The organism is Streptomyces sp. NPDC086023 (assembly GCF_044540325.1).
GTDB lineage: Bacteria > Actinomycetota > Actinomycetes > Streptomycetales > Streptomycetaceae > Streptomyces.
Window position 1 is genome coordinate 158288 of sequence record NZ_JBITRX010000017.1, and the last position, 16391, is coordinate 174678.

The window sequence follows — 16391 nt, forward strand, 5'->3', positions numbered from 1 at the left end:
TTGCATGGACAACTCTAGCGGCGTCGGCGTTCTCGACAAGGCAGCTCTGGTATTGAGCGCACTGGAGTCCGGTCCGGCCACCCTCGCCGGGCTGGTCGCGGCGACAGGGCTCGCACGACCCACGGCACATCGTCTGGCCGTGGCTTTGGAACACCACCGGATGGTGGCGAGGGACATGCAGGGCCGGTTCATCCTCGGACCGCGGCTGGCGGAGCTCGCCGCCGCGGCCGGCGAGGACCGCCTGCTGGCCACGGCGGGACCGGTACTGACCCACCTCCGTGACGTGACGGGCGAGAGCGCGCAGCTCTACCGCCGTCAGGGAGACATGCGGATCTGCGTGGCGGCGGCCGAGCGGCTGTCCGGACTCCGGGACACCGTCCCGGTGGGCTCGACGCTGACCATGAAGGCCGGGTCCTCCGCCCAGATCCTCATGGCCTGGGAAGAGCCCGAGCGGCTGCACCGTGGCCTGCAGGGCGCGCGCTTCACGGCGACCGCGCTCTCGGGCGTACGGCGCCGCGGCTGGGCGCAGTCGATCGGCGAGCGGGAGCCCGGTGTGGCCTCCGTCTCGGCGCCCGTGCGCGGGCCGTCGAACCGCGTGGTGGCCGCCGTGTCGGTCTCCGGCCCGATCGAGCGCCTGACCCGCCACCCCGGCCGGATGCACGCCCAGGCGGTCATCGACGCCGCCGCGCGCCTCACGGAGGCCCTGCGCCGCTCCGGCTGATCCTTCCCGACCCTTTTCACCACCCCGGGGCCCCGGGGGCGCCACGACGCCGCACACGTCCGAACAGGCGCCCTCAGGGCCCCTCTTGCGTCCCCGGGTGCCCGTGCGGCCGGCCGGGGAGTCGGCCGGCGTGCCGGCCGGCGGGGCGCCCGTACCGGAGCTCGTACCGGGGTCGTCCGGACATGCGAGAAGACCCCCCGTGATGATCACGGAGGGTCTTCCCTATGCGTACCCCCGACCGGATTCGAACCGGCGCTACCGCCTTGAGAGGGCGGCGTGCTAGGCCGCTACACAACGGGGGCAAGATCTGCAGTTTTCGCAGATCAGCTGGCCTACCTGGACTCGAACCAAGACTAACTGAACCAGAATCAGTCGTGCTGCCAATTACACCATAGGCCACTGGTGGTCTAAACCAGTTGGTACCCCCGACCGGATTCGAACCGGCGCTACCGCCTTGAGAGGGCGGCGTGCTAGGCCGCTACACAACGGGGGCCCTAGCGATCCTGCATCGAGGCGTCCGGGAGCTACCCAGGAGACCTCGCGGGAAGGATCTGTACCCCCGACCGGATTCGAACCGGCGCTACCGCCTTGAGAGGGCGGCGTGCTAGGCCGCTACACAACGGGGGCAAGCACTGCATGCGCACTGCGCTGGGGTACCAGGACTCGAACCTAGAACAACTGAACCAGAATCAGCCGTGTTGCCAATTACACCATACCCCACCAAAACTCAACCCCCTGCGGGGGTCTCATTCAGTGGCGCCTCCGGCTTTCCGGCCTTTCGGCCCGCTCCGGCGGCGCAGAAAGAACATTACCGGAAGGGTGAGCCAGCTCCAAAACGGGTATCCATGGCCAGCACTCCGGGCAGCTCCGCGAGGCCCCGGATCCGGTGCACGCCCCCTGGTACGACGGCCTCGGCGGGCCCTTCCCGGTCCAGCCAGACGCCCAGCAGACCGGCGTCCCGCGCACCCTCCGCGTCCACGTCCAGCCGGTCCCCCACGTACGCGACCTCGCCGGGCGGCAGGCCGAGCGCCTCGCAGGCAGCGCGGAAGGAACCGGCGTCGGGCTTGGCCAGCCCCAGCTCGGCGGCGCACACGAGCACCTCGAAGCGGTCGCGCAGCCCCAGGGCACGCAGCTTGGGGTCCTGGTTCGCGTACGAGGAGTTGGAGAGCACCCCGTGGCGGTGGCTGGCGGCCAGGGCGTCCAGGGCCGGCAGCGCGTCCGGGAAGAGCGCCCAGGCGGCGCGGTAGTGGGCGACGTAACGGTCGAACCAGGCGTCGGCCGCCGCGTCGCCCAGGACGGGCTCCCGCAGGAACTCGCGCACCCGGTCGCGCCGCTGTCCCTGGAAGTCCACGGCGCCGGCCTCGAAGCGGGCCCACTGCCGCTCGGTGATCTCCCGCCACAGGGCGAGCGCCTGCGCGGCCGAGCCGTACGCGGCGGACAGGCCCTCGGCCTCCAGGTGCCCGGCCAGCCCGGACCGGTCGGACCCCGTGTAGTCGAACAGGGTGTCGTCGATGTCCCAGAGCACCGCGCGGACCGTCATGTGACCGACGCTACAACGCCGCAGGGGGCGGTCGCCCGGAATTCCGGACGACCGCCCCCTGGGGGCTCCCCGGCACCGGGCCGGGGGGGTGACGAACGACTCGTCCGGGGTCAGCCGGCGAGCTTGGCGAGGGCCGCGTCGATGCGGGCGAGGGTCTTCTCCCGGCCCAGGATCTCCAGCGACTCGAAGAGCGGGAGGCCGACGGTGCGCCCGGTGACGGCGACGCGGACCGGCGCCTGGGCCTTGCCGAGCTTGAGGCCGTGGGCCTCGCCGGCGGCCAGGACGGCCTCCTTGAGGGACTCGGCGCTGTTCCAGTCCGCGGCGTCGAGCTTCTCGCGCGCGGTGGCCAGCAGGGCCGCCGGGTCGCCCTTCATGGCCTTCTCCCAGGAGGCCTCGTCGGAGACGGGCTCGGGGAGGAAGAGGAAGTCGACGTTGGCGGTGATGTCCGACAGGACGGTCAGGCGGGTCTGCGCGTGCGGCGCGATCGCCTCCCAGGCGGCCTCGTCGAACTGCTCCGGCGTCCAGGGCGCGTGCGGGGCCTTGAGCCAGGGGCCGCAGGCATCCGCGAAGGCCTTGGGGTCGAGGCGGCGGATGTGCTCCGCGTTGATCGACTCGCACTTCTTGAGGTCGAAGCGGGCCGGGTTGGCGTTCACGTCGGCGACGTCGAACCTCGCCACCATCTCGTCGATGGTGAAGAGGTCCTGGTCGGCGGAGAAGGACCAGCCGAGCAGCGAGAGGTAGTTGAGCAGGCCCTCGGGGAGGAAGCCGCGCTCGCGGTACAGGTTGAGCGAGGACTGCGGGTCGCGCTTGGAGAGCTTCTTGTTGCCCTCGCCCATGACGTACGGCAGGTGGCCGAAGGCCGGGATCTCCTTGGCGACGCCCAGCTCGATCAGCGCCTTGTAGAGCGCGATCTGGCGGGGGGTGGAGGAGAGCAGGTCCTCGCCGCGCAGGACGTGCGTGATCTCCATCAGCGCGTCGTCCACCGGGTTGACCAGGGTGTAGAGGGGGGCGCCGTTGGCCCGCAGGATGCCGTAGTCCGGCACGTTCTCCGGGGTGAAGGTCAGCTCGCCGCGGACCAGGTCGGTGAAGGTGATCGGCTCGTCGGGCATGCGGAAGCGGACGATCGGGGTGCGGCCCTCGGCCTCGTACGCGGCGCGCTGCTCGTCGGTCACCACGCGGCAGGTGCCGTCGTAGCCGGAGGGGCGGCCCTCGCGGCGGGCGAGCTCGCGGCGCTCGTCGAGCTCCTCGGTGGTGCAGTAGCAGTGGTACGCGTAGCCGCCGTCGATGAGCTTCTTCGCGACGTCCGCGTAGATGTCCATCCGCTGGGACTGGCGGTACGGGGCGTGGGGGCCGCCGATCTCCGGGCCCTCGTCCCAGGTGAAGCCGAGCCACTTGAGGGAGTCGAGCAGCTGCTCGTACGACTCCTCGGAGTCGCGGGCCGCGTCGGTGTCCTCGATGCGGAAGACGAACGTGCCGCCGTTGTGCCGGGCGTAGGCCCAGTTGAACAGGGCGGTGCGGACCAGGCCCACGTGGGGGTTGCCGGTCGGCGAGGGACAGAAACGTACGCGGACGGGGTTCGCGTTAGCCACGCTTGATCACCTTGTTGGTGAGAGTGCCGATACCTTCGATGGTGACGGCGACCTCGTCGCCGACGTTGAGGGGGCCGACCCCGGCGGGGGTGCCCGTGAGGACGACGTCGCCCGGGAGCAGCGTCATGGCCTCGCTGACGTGCGCGATCAGTTCCTCGACGGAGCGGACCATGTCGCTGGTCCGGCCGAGCTGGCGCTGGACGCCGTTGACCGTGCACTGGATGGTGAGGTCGCCCGGGTCGAGGTCCGTCTCGATCCAGGGGCCGAGCGGGCAGGCGCTGTCGAAGCCCTTGGCCCGGGCCCACTGCTTCTCGCGCTGCTGGACGTCGCGGGCGGTGACGTCGTTGGCGCAGGTGTAGCCGAGTACGACGTCCTTCACGCGCTCGCGCGGGACCTCGCGGCACATCCGTCCGATGACGACGGCGAGCTCGGCCTCGTGGTGGAGCTCGTTGGAGAAGGAGGGGTACGCGATGGGGTCACCGGGGCCGACCACGGAGGTGGAGGGCTTGAAGAAGGCGACCGGTACCTCGGGGACCTCGTTGCCGAGCTCCGCCGCGTGCTCCGCGTAGTTGCGGCCGATGGCCACGACCTTGCTGGGGAGCACGGGCGGCAGGAGCCGGACCTTGCTCAGCGGAACCTTCGTACCCGACAGCTCGAAGTCCGCGAACGGGATGCCCTTGATGATGTCGAGGACGAGCTCGTCGGGGGCGCTGCCCTCGACCGCGCCGAAGGCGACATTGCCGTCGATGGAGAACCTGGCGATGCGCACGGGAAGGTTTCGCCCCTCACTGGTGTGTCCGGAGTCTGGTCACACCAGGCTATCCCGGGCGGGAGGGGCGGTCCGGCGGCGCGCTTACGGAGCGGTGTGGGCGGCGGGGGCCGTCATGAGGACGGTGCGGCGGGGGTTCGCGGTCTGCGTCGGGAGGTCGACGGAGTGCTCCGGCAGCTCCGGCGCGGCGGTCAGCTCCTCGGCGTCCTTGAGGTGCGCGAGGGTGGTGCGGCGCGGGTTGGCTATGTTGCGGAACATCATCGTCGTCTTCATCGCTGTGTCGGAACCTTGTCGGTGACGGGCACCTGTCGGCGCGGTTGTCGGATTTGCCATCCCTGTAAAGGGCCAGGCTAAACATCGGAGCGCACCGGAACCTCTGGAACTCCCGCCTCCGAGCATGTGAGTTTGCTCACGAGCTGACCGGCAATTCCGACATAATCGACAGTCAAGTCTGGACCAGGAAACGGACATTGCGCCACTGAACGCTCCATTCCGCTCCCGATCATCGCGACTGGGACATGCCAACTCCGTAAGCGATTCATAAAACTAAGTCCGGTTCGTCCCGAATCACCGTCCACGTGCTGTAGCGCGTTCGACACGGGCGGTCACGGATCACGGGGGCCGGTACTCGCACCTTGTTGGAGATCCTGCACTGTGCTGGAATTCCGGGGACCGCCGCGGATTCAGCCGGCGCGCAGAGGGCGCAACTCAGCGCCGGGCGGCGGTATGAAAGGGAAAACGCGCCGGTCACCGACGACCACCATGGGGCTCGTTAGTGCCCCACGACTCGACACCGTCCCGTCCTTCACCGGAGGGACGCCTGGTCCAGAGGTTGCGACGCTAGTGCAGGGACGTTTCAAGAGGGATGGCAGCGCTGCGGCGGAGCAGGAGCCGCGCGGCGGAAACGACCGTGGCTCCTCGCCCCAGCACGCCCAGAACCTGGGGCCGGCGGCGGACGGGGCGGGTTCCGACCCCACGGCCGCGGTGAAGCCCAAGGGCAAGGGCAAGGTCGGCAAGGCCAAGAAGGCCGAGCCCAAGGACAAGGACCAGCCCCAGGGCCAGCGGATACCCGCGGCCCCGAGTGGGCCCGGCTCCCGGCTCGCCCTGCAGAACTGGCGCATCTCGACGCGCCTGGTCTCGCTGCTGGCGCTCCCCGTCGTCGCCGCCACCTCGCTCGGTGGCCTCCGTATCAACGAGTCGATGCAGGACATCGCGCAGCTCGAGCACATGCAGCTGCTGACGACGATGACCAAGCAGGCGACCAACCTGGCTCAGGCGCTCCAGGAGGAGCGCGACAAGTCGGCCGGTCCGCTGAAGAACAACCCCGGCAAGCCGAACAGCCTGGTCCAGGGTGTCCGCGACACCACCGACGCCGCGTCCGCCGCCTTCATCACGGCGACCGAGGACATCGACGACGAGGACAACCGCGACGAGACGCTGGACTCGATCCGCAACAACGTCCTCCAGATCAGCCGCCAGCTGTCGGGTCTCGAAGAGATCCGCAAGTCCGCCTACAAGTCGGGCGCGCAGCAGACGGTCACCGAGTACAGCCAGCTGATCACCTCGCTGCTCAGCCTCTCCCAGGACATGGCGCAGGCCACCTCCAGCCCGGAGATGATCAAGCGTACGCGCGCCCTGGCCGCGTTCTCCTCCGCCAAGGAGTACGCCTCCATCCAGCGCGCGGTCATCGCGTACTCGCTGCCCGACAGCAACACCAAGACCGGCAAGCTGGAGGAGAACGACCGCCTCTACGCGCTGTCCGCCCAGAAGGCCGAGAGCCAGGCCCGCAAGACCTTCGACCTCGTCTACCAGGGCAAGGCCGAGGACCTCACGGAGACCCTCAACGAGGGCCACGCCGAGATCTCCAGCGCCGAGCACTACGCCCGTCGTGTGCTCATCACGCCTGACCAGTTCGCCAAGGAGAAGAACCGCTCCTGGATGGACTGGTACGACCAGGACGACACCAAGATCCAGGCGATGAAGCAGATCGAGCTCTCGCTGCTCGACGACATGGAGCAGAAGGCCCGCGAGCTCAAGAACGAGTCGCAGCGCGACGCCATCATCAACGGTGCGCTGGTCCTCCTCGTCCTCGGCGTCTCGCTCGTCGGCGCCTTCGTGGTGGCCCGCTCCATGATCCGCTCGCTGCGCCGCCTGCAGGACACCGCCACCCGGGTCGCCCAGGAACGTCTGCCCGAGCTCGTCAAGCAGCTCTCCGAGACCGACCCGCAGGACGTGGACACCTCCGTGGAGTCCGTCGGTGTGCACTCCCGCGACGAGATCGGCCAGGTGGCCGCGGCCTTCGACGACGTGCACCGCGAGGCGGTCCGCCTCGCCGCCGAGCAGGCCCTCCTCCGGGGCAACGTCAACGCGATGTTCACCAACCTCTCGCGCCGCTCGCAGGGCCTCATCCAGCGCCAGCTCTCGCTCATCTCCGAGCTGGAGTCGCGCGAGGCCGACCCGGACCAGCTGTCCTCGCTCTTCAAGCTCGACCACCTCGCGACCCGCATGCGCCGTAACGGCGAAAACCTCCTCGTCCTCGCGGGCGAGGAGCCGGGCCGCCGCTGGACCCGCCCGGTCCCGCTGGTCGACGTCCTCCGTGCCGCCGCCTCCGAGGTGGAGCAGTACGAGCGCATCGAGCTGGCCTCGGTCCCGTCGACCGAGGTCGCCGGCCGAGTCGTCAACGACCTCGTGCACCTCCTCGCCGAGCTGCTGGAGAACGCGACGTCGTTCTCCTCCCCGCAGACCAAGGTCAAGGTGACCGGTCACGCCCTGCCGGACGGCCGGGTGCTGGTCGAGATCCACGACACCGGCATCGGCCTCTCCCCCGAGGACCTCGCCGCGATCAACGAGCGGCTCGCGTCGCCGCCCACCGTGGACGTCTCGGTCTCGCGCCGCATGGGTCTGTTCGTGGTCGGCCGCCTGTCCCTGCGACACGGCATCCGCATCCAGCTGCGCCCCTCCGACTCCGGTGGTACGACGGCCCTCGTCATGCTCCCGGTCGACGTCGCCCAGGGCGGCAAGAAGCCCGGTCCGGTCCCCGGCGCCCAGGGTGGCGCGCAGGGCGGTGCCCCCGCGGGCCGTCCCGGCGGTGCCCCGCAGGGCGGTGCGGCCGCGCGCCTCGCCGCCGGTGCCTCCGCCGGTCGCGGCCAGGTCGCCTCCGGCGGCCAGCGTGCCGCGCTGCCGGCCCGCGACGGTGCCGGTCAGCGTCCGCCTCAGGGCGGGCGTCCGCAGGGTCCCGGCCAGGGCCCGGGTCAGGGTACGAACGCCTTCGGCGCCGGTGCGCCGATGAGCGGTCCGCGCCCCGGTGCGGGCGGCCCGCAGGGTGGTGGCCGTCCGGCTCCCGCCCCGGCGCCCCAGGCCGGCTTCCCGCAGTCCAACGGCTTCGAGCGCCCGCAGCCTCCGGCCCAGCCGCAGGCTCCCCAGGCACCGCAGGCTCCCCAGGTCCCGCAGCCGGCCCGCGCCGACGCGGCCGGCCCGCAGGGCCCCCGCCCGCAGCTGCCGCCGCGCGGCAACGGGCCGCGCGCGGAGCTGCCCGGCGGCCCCCAGGGCATGCCGGGGAACGCCCAGACCACCAGCTGGGGCATGGCCGCCGGCCACGGCAACCAGGACGCGCCGCGCGGCCACGACGACCTGCAGGGTCCCGGCGCCACCGCCGAGTTCCCGCGCCCGGACTTCAACGCGCCGGCCCCCCAGGGCAACAGCACGACCGGGCAGTTCGCCCGGCCGGACTACCAGGACCCGTCCACCACGGGGCAGTTCGCCCGTCCCGGGTACCAGGACCCGTCGACCACCGGTCAGTTCGCCCGGCCCGACCAGCAGGACCCGGCCGGCACGGCGCAGTTCGAGCGCCCGGACTTCCAGGCCCCGCGCCCCGGAGGACCCGGCGTCGGCAGCCACGCCCCGCAGCAGGGCCGGCAGGCCCCGCAGGCGGACGGCTACGGCGTTCCCGCCGGCCGTCCGGGTGCCCCGCGCCTGCCCCAGGGCCACCAGCCGGAGGCCCTGCCGCCGGCCCAGAACCCCGGTGACGGCCGTACGCCGCTCTTCGACAACCTGGAGTCGAACTGGTACCCGCAGCAGGGCCAGCAGGCCCCGCAGGGACAGTCCGTACCCCAGCAGCCGCAGCAGTACCAGCCGCAGGCCCCGGCCGCGCCGCAGCGCCCCACCGGCCCGCAGCGCGCGCAGGAGCGCGGCAACGACGCCCTGACGTCGACCGGTGCCGTGCCGACGGTCAGCTGGCGCAGCTCGCCCAACGACGAGCTGATGAAGCAGGCCGAGCGCGTGCGCCAGCCGGCCGCCGGCGGCATCACCACCTCGGGCCTGCCCCGCCGGGTCCCGCGCGCCAACCTGGTCGCGGGCACCGCGCAGCAGTCGTCCGACACCCAGACCGGTCCGTCCGTCTCGCGCGCCCCCGACGACGTGCGCGGCCGTCTGACCAACCTCCGCCGCGGCATCCAGCAGGGACGCCAGGCGGGCGGCAACGGTCCGGCGACCGGCAGCTTCCACGTCGGCCCCACTCACCAGCAGGAGCGTTAGTTGAGTTCGATGAGCCAGGCGGCACAGAACCTGAACTGGTTGATCACCAACTTCGTGGACAACACCCCCGGGGTGTCCCACACCGTGGTGGTCTCCGCCGACGGCCTCCTGCTGGCGATGTCCGAGGGCTTCCCGCGGGACCGTGCCGACCAGCTGGCGGCCGTCGCCTCCGGCCTGACCTCGCTGACCGCGGGCGCGTCCCGGATCTTCGAGGGCGGCGCCGTCAACCAGACCGTGGTGGAGATGGACCGGGGTTTCCTCTTCCTCATGTCCGTCTCCGACGGCTCCTCCCTGGCCGTGCTCGCGCACCCCGAGTGCGACATCGGCCTCGTCGGCTACGAGATGGCCCTCCTGGTCGACCGCGCGGGCACCGTCCTCACCCCGGACCTCCGCGCGGAACTGCAGGGAAGCCTGCTCATCTGACCGCCACTCCCCCGGCCGGGCGGTACTTCCGGCCGGGGATCCGGGGCAGCGCCCCGGAAACATCCCAGTACCACCGTCCGGCCGCACGCCCGTCCCCCCACCGGCCCCGTCAGACGGCACGCTGACCACTGCTGTCCAGCCCGGAGGATCAATGACCCCGCCCCCCGCCTTTCCCGACTCGTACGGTGATCAGTCGTACGCGGAAGGCGACCAGCCGCTGGTGCGTCCGTACGCGATGACCGGCGGCCGGACCCGGCCCCGCTACCAGCTCGCGATCGAAGCCCTGGTCAGCACCACGGCCGACCCGGTCCACCTCGCGGGCCTGCTTCCCGAGCACCAGCGCATCTGCACGCTGTGCCGCGAGGTCAAGTCCGTCGCCGAGGTCTCGGCACTTCTGTCGATGCCCCTCGGTGTGGCCCGGATCCTCGTGGCCGACCTGGCCGAGGCCGGCATGGTGGCCATCCACCAGCCGGGCAATGGAGAGACCGGCGGAACGCCGGACGTAACGCTGCTCGAAAGGGTGCTCAGTGGACTTCGCAAGCTCTAACGGCAGTTCTCACGCCGGGGCTACGCGCTCCACCACCTCCGCGAAGATCGTGGTGGCGGGCGGCTTCGGCGTGGGCAAGACCACGTTCGTCGGCGCGGTCTCCGAGATCAACCCGCTGCGCACCGAAGCCGTCATGACCAGCGCCTCCGCCGGCATCGACGACCTCACCCACACCGGTGACAAGACGACCACCACGGTCGCCATGGACTTCGGCCGCATCACCCTCGACCAGGACCTCATCCTCTACCTCTTCGGCACCCCCGGACAGGACCGCTTCTGGTTCATGTGGGACGACCTCGTCCGCGGCGCCATCGGCGCCGTCGTCCTCGTCGACACCCGCCGACTCGCCGACTGCTTCCCCGCCGTCGACTACTTCGAGAACAGCGGCCTCCCCTTCGTCGTTGCGCTCAACGGCTTCGAGGGGCACCAGCCCTACACCCCCGAAGAGGTCCGCGAGGCCCTCCAGATCGGCCCCGACGCGCCCATCATCACCACCGACGCACGCCACCGCGCCGACGCCAAGTCCGCGCTCATCACGCTCGTCGAACACGCTCTCATGGCGCGTTTGAAGTAGTCGGCGCTGTTCCGAGGAGATCCGGTGAAAAGCCGGAACATCAACTTCGCGGCGGGCTGTGTCCTTTGACACGGCCCGCCGCGGCGTTCATAACGTTTCGACAGAGAATTACCGCAGGACGGACACCGCTCGCATTCGCACGGTGCCGCTGCGCGCACGAATCACCCGCCATTTGAGAAAGCTCGCTCCTTATGTCCGACTTATGTGGGGCTCGGAGCTCTGGAAGCGGCCGGTTTCAACTGTTTGGAACAGGGCCGTTGCCCGTGCTGGAATTCAACGAACTAGCTAGTAGCGCCGCCGAGAGGTTGTTGGTCGAGTGAGGCGAAGCAACGAGAGCCCCGCGGAGGAACCGGCGCGGGGCAACTTCACCCCGCCGCAGCGCGCGGCCGTGTCCGCCGCGGACCTGCCGGCCGACGAACCCGTCCGCCCCGGCAGTCAGAGCCGGTTCTCCCCCCGCAACTGGCGTGTGCCCACGCGTCTGAACGCGATCCTGCTCATCCCGGCCCTCGTCGGCCTGGTGATGGGCGGCTTCCAGGTGAAGGGATCCGTCGACACCTGGAACGAGGCCAAGGACGCGGAGAAGACCGCCCGCGTGGTCCAGGCGGCCGCCGAGTACGGCCAGGCGCTCCTCAACGAGCGTGACCTCACCGCCGAGCCCCTCCTCAAGGGCGACCGCACCTCCGACGCCGTGGCCCAGGCCCGCGCGGCGACGGACACGGCCAAGGAGAAGTTCGACGCCGCCGTCGAGGAGATGCCCGACAAGGCGAACCTCCAGCGGCGTCTGAAGCTCTTCCGCGAGGAGGAGCCGAAGCTGGAGGCCATCCGCAAGTCTGCGTACCTCAAGCAGATCGAGACGGCCAAGAAGAGCGCCAAGGACCTGGGCCCCGTGCCCACCGAAGAGGGTTACGTGCTGGTCCAGCACTACCTCATGTCCTTCGCCAACGAGCTCGGTCTCGGCACCGGCAACGTGACCGCCTACGGCCGCATGGTCTACGCGATCCAGCTCGCCAAGGCCGCGAACTCCCTCCAGCGCTCCATCGGCACCCACCTCCTCGTACGCCCCAACGACGACAAGGACGTCCACGCGGCCCAGCTGGTTGCGTTCTCCTCGTACGCGTACCTGGAGGAGATCGCGATCGGCGAGTACGTCTCCGCCGGCACCGAGCAGGACACGGCCAACCTCAAGGCCGTCATGCAGAAGAAGTCCGACGAGGGCGCCCAGAAGCTCCTCCAGGCCAAGCAGGAGGCCGAGAACGCCGGCGTGCCGTTCAAGGCGCCCCCGGTGGTCAACGGCTCCGCCCTGGAAGGCATGACCGAGGCGATAGCCAGCGGCGAGTCGCCGAAGGCGCTCGCCAAGGAGGGCACCAACTCCGTCTTCTGGCAGGCCGGTGCCACCGCCAAGTTCGACGGCTACAGCGAGGTCGAGAAGGACCTCGTCGCCAAGGCCGTGGACGAGGCCGTCAAGGTCGCCGAGGACGCCCGCAACGACGCCATCATCAACGGTGCGATCGTCGTCGTGGCCCTGCTGACCGCGTTCATCCTGGCCGGCTTCATGGCCCGCCAGATGGGCCGCGCGATGCGCCGCCTGCGCGGTGCCGCCTTCGACATCGCCGAGCAGCGCCTGCCGAGCCTGGTCGACCAGCTCTCCCGTACCGACCCGGGCAAGGTCGACACCCGCGTCCGGCCCATCCCGATCGACTCCCAGGACGAGATCGGCGAGGTCGCCCGCGCGTTCGACCAGGTCCACCGCGAGGCCGTGCGGCTCGCCGCCGAGCAGGCCCTCCTGCGGGGCAACGTCAACGCGATCTTCACGAACCTCTCCATGCGCAACCAGTCGCTGATCGAGGGCCAGCTGACCCTGATCACCGACCTGGAGAACAACGAGGCCGACCCGGACCAGCTGGAGAACCTCTTCCGCCTGGACCACCTGGCCACCCGCATGCGCCGCAACGGCGAGAACCTCCTCATCCTCGCGGGCGAGGAGCCGGGCCGCCGCTGGGACCAGCCGGTCCCGCTGGTCGACGTCCTGCGCGCCGCCTCCTCCGAGGTGGAGCAGTACGAGCGCATCGAGCTGACCGGTGTCCCGGACGCCGAGATCCACGGCCAGGCCGTGACCGACCTCGTGCACCTCCTCGCCGAGCTGCTGGAGAACGCCACCACGTTCTCCTCCCCGCAGACCAAGGTCCGCGTCACCGCGACCCGTCTCCCCGACGGCCGCGTAATGGTCGAGATCCACGACAAGGGCATCGGCCTCACCGCCGAGGACTTCGCGGACATCAACCACAAGCTCGCCAACCCGCCGACCGTCGACGCCGCGATCTCGCAGCGCATGGGTCTGTTCGTGGTCGGCCGACTGTCGGACCGGCACGGAATCCGCGTCCAGCTCCGCCCCTCGGGCGAGCAGGCCGGCACCACCTCGCTCGTCATGCTGCCGGACGCCATCACACACGGTGGCGGTGGCGAGGGCCTGCCCGAGGACGACTTCACGGTCTCCTCGATCATCCCGGAGCAGCAGTCCTACGAGGGCGCCCCGCTGCGCACCGCCGCGGAGCTGGGCTTCGACGACTCGCGGTACGACAACCCGCAGTCGCCCGGCCTCGACCCGGTCGGCCGCTCCCTCGTCCGCGAGGAGCGCCGCGCCACGCTGGAGGCCCAGGCCTACGGCGGCCAGGACGGCGGCTACGAGGACCAGCAGAGCTACCCGCAGGAGCCTCAGCCGGAGCACGGGTACCAGCAGTACCAGGGCGAAGCGGAGGGCGCGTACCACCAGGACGGCTACGGCTCCGGGTACGAGCAGCAGGACAGCTCCTACGAGCAGCAGGACGGTGGCTACGAGCAGCAGGCGGACGCCGGCTACCAGGCCTACGGCCAGGACGGCTACACCTATGCGGAAGGCGGCTACCAGGACGCCCAGACGGGCGGCCAGGAGTACGACGGCGGTTACGAGCCCCAGGCCCACCAGGCCGAGTGGCCGGAGCAGAACGCGTACCAGGGCGGCTACCAGCAGGATTACGGGAACGAATCGGAATCTCCGACCGGTCCCGAAGCAGCCCAGGACCGCGTAGGCTTCGACCGTTCGGGCACCGCCGCCGGGACCGGTCACGAGATGACCGGAGCGGGCCTGCCGCGTCGTGGCAGCCAGCAGCAGTGGCAGCCCGCACAGCAGCAAACGGAGTCCAAGCCGTTCCCCGCTCAGCCGCAGGCACCGCAGGCGGCCGCGGACAACGGTGTGACGCCCGAGAGCGGCTGGCGCTCGCGCAACGACGAGCGCTGGCAGCAGGCGGGCAAGCTCCGCGACCCGAAGGCCGGCGGGGTCACCTCGTCCGGTCTCCCTCGGCGCGTACCCAAGGCCAACCTGGTCGAGGGCACAGCGGAGTCGACCCCGCAGGGCGGCCCCCAGGTCTCCCGCGCCCCGGAGGACGTGCGGGGCAGGTTGAGCAACCTGCGCCGCGGTGTCCAGCAGGGACGCAGCGCGGGATCAGAGCAGTCCAGTAACACCTATGACCAGGAGCGTTAGTGTGAGCCCGATGAGCCAGGCGGCGCAGAACCTGAACTGGTTGATCACCAACTTCGTGGACAACACCCCCGGGGTGTCCCACACCGTGGTGGTCTCCGCCGACGGCCTCCTGCTGGCGATGTCCGAAGGGTTTCCGCGCGACCGTGCCGACCAGCTGGCGGCCGTCGCCTCCGGCCTGACCTCGCTGACCGCGGGCGCGTCCCGGATCTTCGAGGGCGGGGCCGTCAACCAGACCGTGGTGGAGATGGAGCGCGGCTTCCTCTTCCTCATGTCGATCTCGGACGGTTCCTCGCTGGCGGTCCTCGCCCACCCGGAGTGCGACATCGGCCTCGTGGGCTACGAGATGGCTCTCCTCGTCGATCGCGCGGGCAGTGTCCTCACCCCGGATCTGCGCGCGGAACTGCAGGGAAGTCTTCTCAACTAGCAGACAGGCAGTGCGTTTCGCGTCATCGCACCATAAGGTGCGGTGGCGCGGTGCTACAGGGAGTACTGCGTTTTGGAGTCGGAGGAGGAAACGTGACAACACCCCCAGGAGGACATCCGTATGGCGGCGCACAGCAGCCGCAGGGTGGGCACGACCAGAACCGCTTCAACTTCCCCTCCGCTCCCAGCAGGCACCTGTCGGGGCAGCCGGGCCCGTACGACCAGTCGTACGGGCAGCAGCCCCACCAGCCTCCGCACATGACGCCGCCGGCTCCCCGGCAGGCGCCGCGTGCGGCGGCACCCAAGGCCAGCAACCCGCTGGTGCGTCCGTATGCGATGACGGGCGGCCGGACCCGGCCGCGCTACCAGCTGGCCATCGAGGCCCTGGTCAGTACCACGGCTGATCCCGCCCGGCTGCAAGGGCAGTTGCCCGAGCACCAGCGGATCTGCCGCCTGTGCCAAGAGATCAAGTCGGTCGCCGAGATCTCGGCACTCCTCTCCATTCCCCTCGGCGTCGCCCGAATCCTCGTCGCCGACCTGGCCGAGGCCGGCCTCGTCGCGATCCACCAGCCCGGCGGCGACGAGTCCGCGGGCGGCCAGCCAGACGTGACACTGCTCGAAAGGGTGCTCAGTGGACTTCGCAAGCTCTAACGGCGGAGCGGCTCGCTCCACCACCTCCGCGAAGATCGTGGTGGCGGGCGGCTTCGGCGTGGGCAAGACCACGTTCGTCGGCGCGGTCTCCGAGATCAACCCGCTGCGCACCGAAGCCGTCATGACCAGCGCCTCCGCCGGCATCGACGACCTCACCCACACCGGTGACAAGACGACCACCACGGTCGCCATGGACTTCGGCCGCATCACCCTCGACCAGGACCTCATCCTCTACCTCTTCGGCACCCCCGGACAGGACCGCTTCTGGTTCATGTGGGACGACCTCGTCCGCGGCGCCATCGGCGCCGTCGTCCTCGTCGACACCCGCCGACTCGCCGACTGCTTCCCCGCCGTCGACTACTTCGAGAACAGCGGCCTCCCCTTCGTCATCGCCCTCAACGGCTTCGACGGACACCAGCCCTACACGCCGGAGGAGGTCCGCGAGGCCCTCCAGATCGGCCCCGACGCACCCATCATCACCACCGACGCACGCCACCGCGCCGACGCCAAGTCCGCGCTCATCACCCTGGTCGAGCACGCCCTGATGGCTCGCCTGCGGTAACGGCCGCCCGGTTCCGCCGGAAGCCCCCCGTGCCTCGGGCACGGGGGGCTTCCGCATACCCGGGACTTCCGCACACCCGGGGCGACCGGACCCGGACGGCTGCCGGGAGGCCGTCGGGTACGCGAGAAGGCCCCGCACGCTGTCGGGTGCGGGGCCTTCTCGGTGCTCGGGGCGTCAGCCCTGCCAGCTGTGCGGGGCGCGGAAGCCCGGGGTGCGCTCCAGGCGGCGCCAGCCTGCGGTGCTGCGGGCGGCGCCGGCGGGGGCCTCCGGCGTGGCGGCCGCGCGGGCGAGCAGGATCGCGGTGATCGCGGCCAGCTCCTCCGGCTCGGCGTGGCCCTTCTCGACGCGCAGCAGCGTATCGGTGCTCATGGGTGGCAGGTCTCCTTTACGGCGGCGGGTTGCGGGGGCGGACTACTGGGGCGGGTTGCCGTGCTTGCGCGACGGCAGGTCCGCGTGCTTGTTGCGGAGCATCGCGAGGGCGCTGACGAGGACCTCGCGGGTCTCGGCGGGGTCGATGACGTCGTCGACGAGGCCGCGTTCGG

General features: G+C 70.7%; 15 protein-coding genes and 5 tRNA genes. 9 read left to right on the plus strand and 11 right to left on the minus strand.

The window, feature by feature from the left end:
- Positions 1–4 precede the first annotated feature (4 nt).
- Positions 5–721: an IclR family transcriptional regulator NdgR gene (ndgR, locus tag ACIF6F_RS28940; RefSeq protein ID WP_355356330.1), complete on the plus strand. Its 717-nt coding sequence runs from the start codon at positions 5–7 to the stop codon at positions 719–721.
- A 229-nt stretch (positions 722–950) separates the two neighbouring features.
- Here the strand turns inward: ndgR and ACIF6F_RS28945 are convergent.
- The 9 genes from ACIF6F_RS28945 to ACIF6F_RS28985 form a co-directional block, all read right to left on the minus strand.
- Positions 951–1023 (minus strand) — tRNA-Glu (locus tag ACIF6F_RS28945).
- Between the two features lie 25 nt (positions 1024–1048).
- Positions 1049–1120: transfer RNA gene (locus tag ACIF6F_RS28950), tRNA-Gln, on the minus strand.
- 18 nt (positions 1121–1138) lie between these two features.
- A tRNA-Glu gene (locus ACIF6F_RS28955) sits at positions 1139–1214 on the minus strand.
- Positions 1215–1275: 61 nt separating this feature from the next.
- Positions 1276–1348 (minus strand) — tRNA-Glu (locus tag ACIF6F_RS28960).
- 21 nt (positions 1349–1369) lie between these two features.
- Positions 1370–1441: transfer RNA gene (locus ACIF6F_RS28965), tRNA-Gln, on the minus strand.
- 88 nt (positions 1442–1529) lie between these two features.
- On the minus strand, positions 1530–2261 hold the full coding sequence (locus ACIF6F_RS28970) for an HAD family hydrolase (protein ID WP_399953012.1): 732 nt from the start codon (positions 2259–2261) through the stop codon (positions 1530–1532).
- Positions 2262–2371: 110 nt separating this feature from the next.
- Positions 2372–3850: a glutamate--tRNA ligase gene (gene gltX, locus ACIF6F_RS28975; RefSeq protein ID WP_399953015.1), complete on the minus strand. Its 1479-nt coding sequence runs from the start codon at positions 3848–3850 to the stop codon at positions 2372–2374.
- Complete coding sequence (locus ACIF6F_RS28980) at positions 3843–4619, minus strand: fumarylacetoacetate hydrolase family protein (RefSeq protein WP_399953018.1); 777 nt, start codon at positions 4617–4619, stop codon at positions 3843–3845. Before ACIF6F_RS28980 ends, gltX begins: the two co-directional genes overlap by 8 nt.
- 84 nt (positions 4620–4703) lie before the next feature.
- Complete coding sequence (locus ACIF6F_RS28985) at positions 4704–4892, minus strand: hypothetical protein (protein WP_399953021.1); 189 nt, start codon at positions 4890–4892, stop codon at positions 4704–4706.
- A 570-nt stretch (positions 4893–5462) separates the two neighbouring features.
- Here ACIF6F_RS28985 and ACIF6F_RS28990 point away from each other — a divergent pair.
- The 8 genes from ACIF6F_RS28990 (at position 5463) to ACIF6F_RS29025 (ending at position 15849) form a co-directional block, all read left to right on the plus strand.
- Positions 5463–9152 carry a nitrate- and nitrite sensing domain-containing protein gene (locus ACIF6F_RS28990; RefSeq protein ID WP_399953025.1) on the plus strand — a complete coding sequence of 1230 codons (3690 nt, stop codon included), beginning with the start codon at positions 5463–5465 and terminating at the stop codon, positions 9150–9152.
- A 9-nt stretch (positions 9153–9161) separates the two neighbouring features.
- Positions 9162–9575, plus strand: coding sequence for a roadblock/LC7 domain-containing protein (locus tag ACIF6F_RS28995; protein ID WP_399953078.1), 414 nt, complete (start codon positions 9162–9164; stop codon positions 9573–9575).
- Positions 9576–9726: 151 nt separating this feature from the next.
- Positions 9727–10122: a DUF742 domain-containing protein gene (locus tag ACIF6F_RS29000; protein ID WP_399953028.1), complete on the plus strand. Its 396-nt coding sequence runs from the start codon at positions 9727–9729 to the stop codon at positions 10120–10122.
- A complete protein-coding gene (locus ACIF6F_RS29005) occupies positions 10103–10696 on the plus strand; it encodes a GTP-binding protein (RefSeq protein ID WP_399953030.1) in 594 nt (197 codons plus the stop codon). The genes ACIF6F_RS29000 and ACIF6F_RS29005 overlap by 20 nt, the downstream gene beginning before the upstream one ends.
- A gap of 316 nt (positions 10697–11012) precedes the next feature.
- Entirely contained in the window at positions 11013–14213 is a 3201-nt protein-coding gene (locus tag ACIF6F_RS29010; protein ID WP_399953033.1) for a nitrate- and nitrite sensing domain-containing protein, read from the plus strand.
- A gap of 10 nt (positions 14214–14223) precedes the next feature.
- Positions 14224–14637 carry a roadblock/LC7 domain-containing protein gene (locus ACIF6F_RS29015; protein ID WP_078910683.1) on the plus strand — a complete coding sequence of 138 codons (414 nt, stop codon included), beginning with the start codon at positions 14224–14226 and terminating at the stop codon, positions 14635–14637.
- A gap of 92 nt (positions 14638–14729) precedes the next feature.
- Positions 14730–15287, plus strand: a complete 558-nt coding sequence (locus ACIF6F_RS29020) for a DUF742 domain-containing protein (protein WP_399953037.1) — start codon at positions 14730–14732, stop codon at positions 15285–15287.
- Positions 15268–15849 (plus strand): ATP/GTP-binding protein, encoded by a 582-nt coding sequence (locus tag ACIF6F_RS29025; RefSeq protein WP_037792108.1) that lies wholly within the window; start codon positions 15268–15270, stop codon positions 15847–15849. Before ACIF6F_RS29020 ends, ACIF6F_RS29025 begins: the two co-directional genes overlap by 20 nt.
- A gap of 174 nt (positions 15850–16023) precedes the next feature.
- Here the strand turns inward: ACIF6F_RS29025 and ACIF6F_RS29030 are convergent, their stop codons facing one another.
- Positions 16024–16218 carry an acyl-CoA carboxylase subunit epsilon gene (locus tag ACIF6F_RS29030; RefSeq protein ID WP_399953041.1) on the minus strand — a complete coding sequence of 65 codons (195 nt, stop codon included), beginning with the start codon at positions 16216–16218 and terminating at the stop codon, positions 16024–16026.
- 42 nt (positions 16219–16260) lie between these two features.
- The coding region (locus ACIF6F_RS29035) for a carboxyl transferase domain-containing protein (RefSeq protein ID WP_399953081.1) at positions 16261–16391 on the minus strand (131 nt) is incomplete at its 5' end.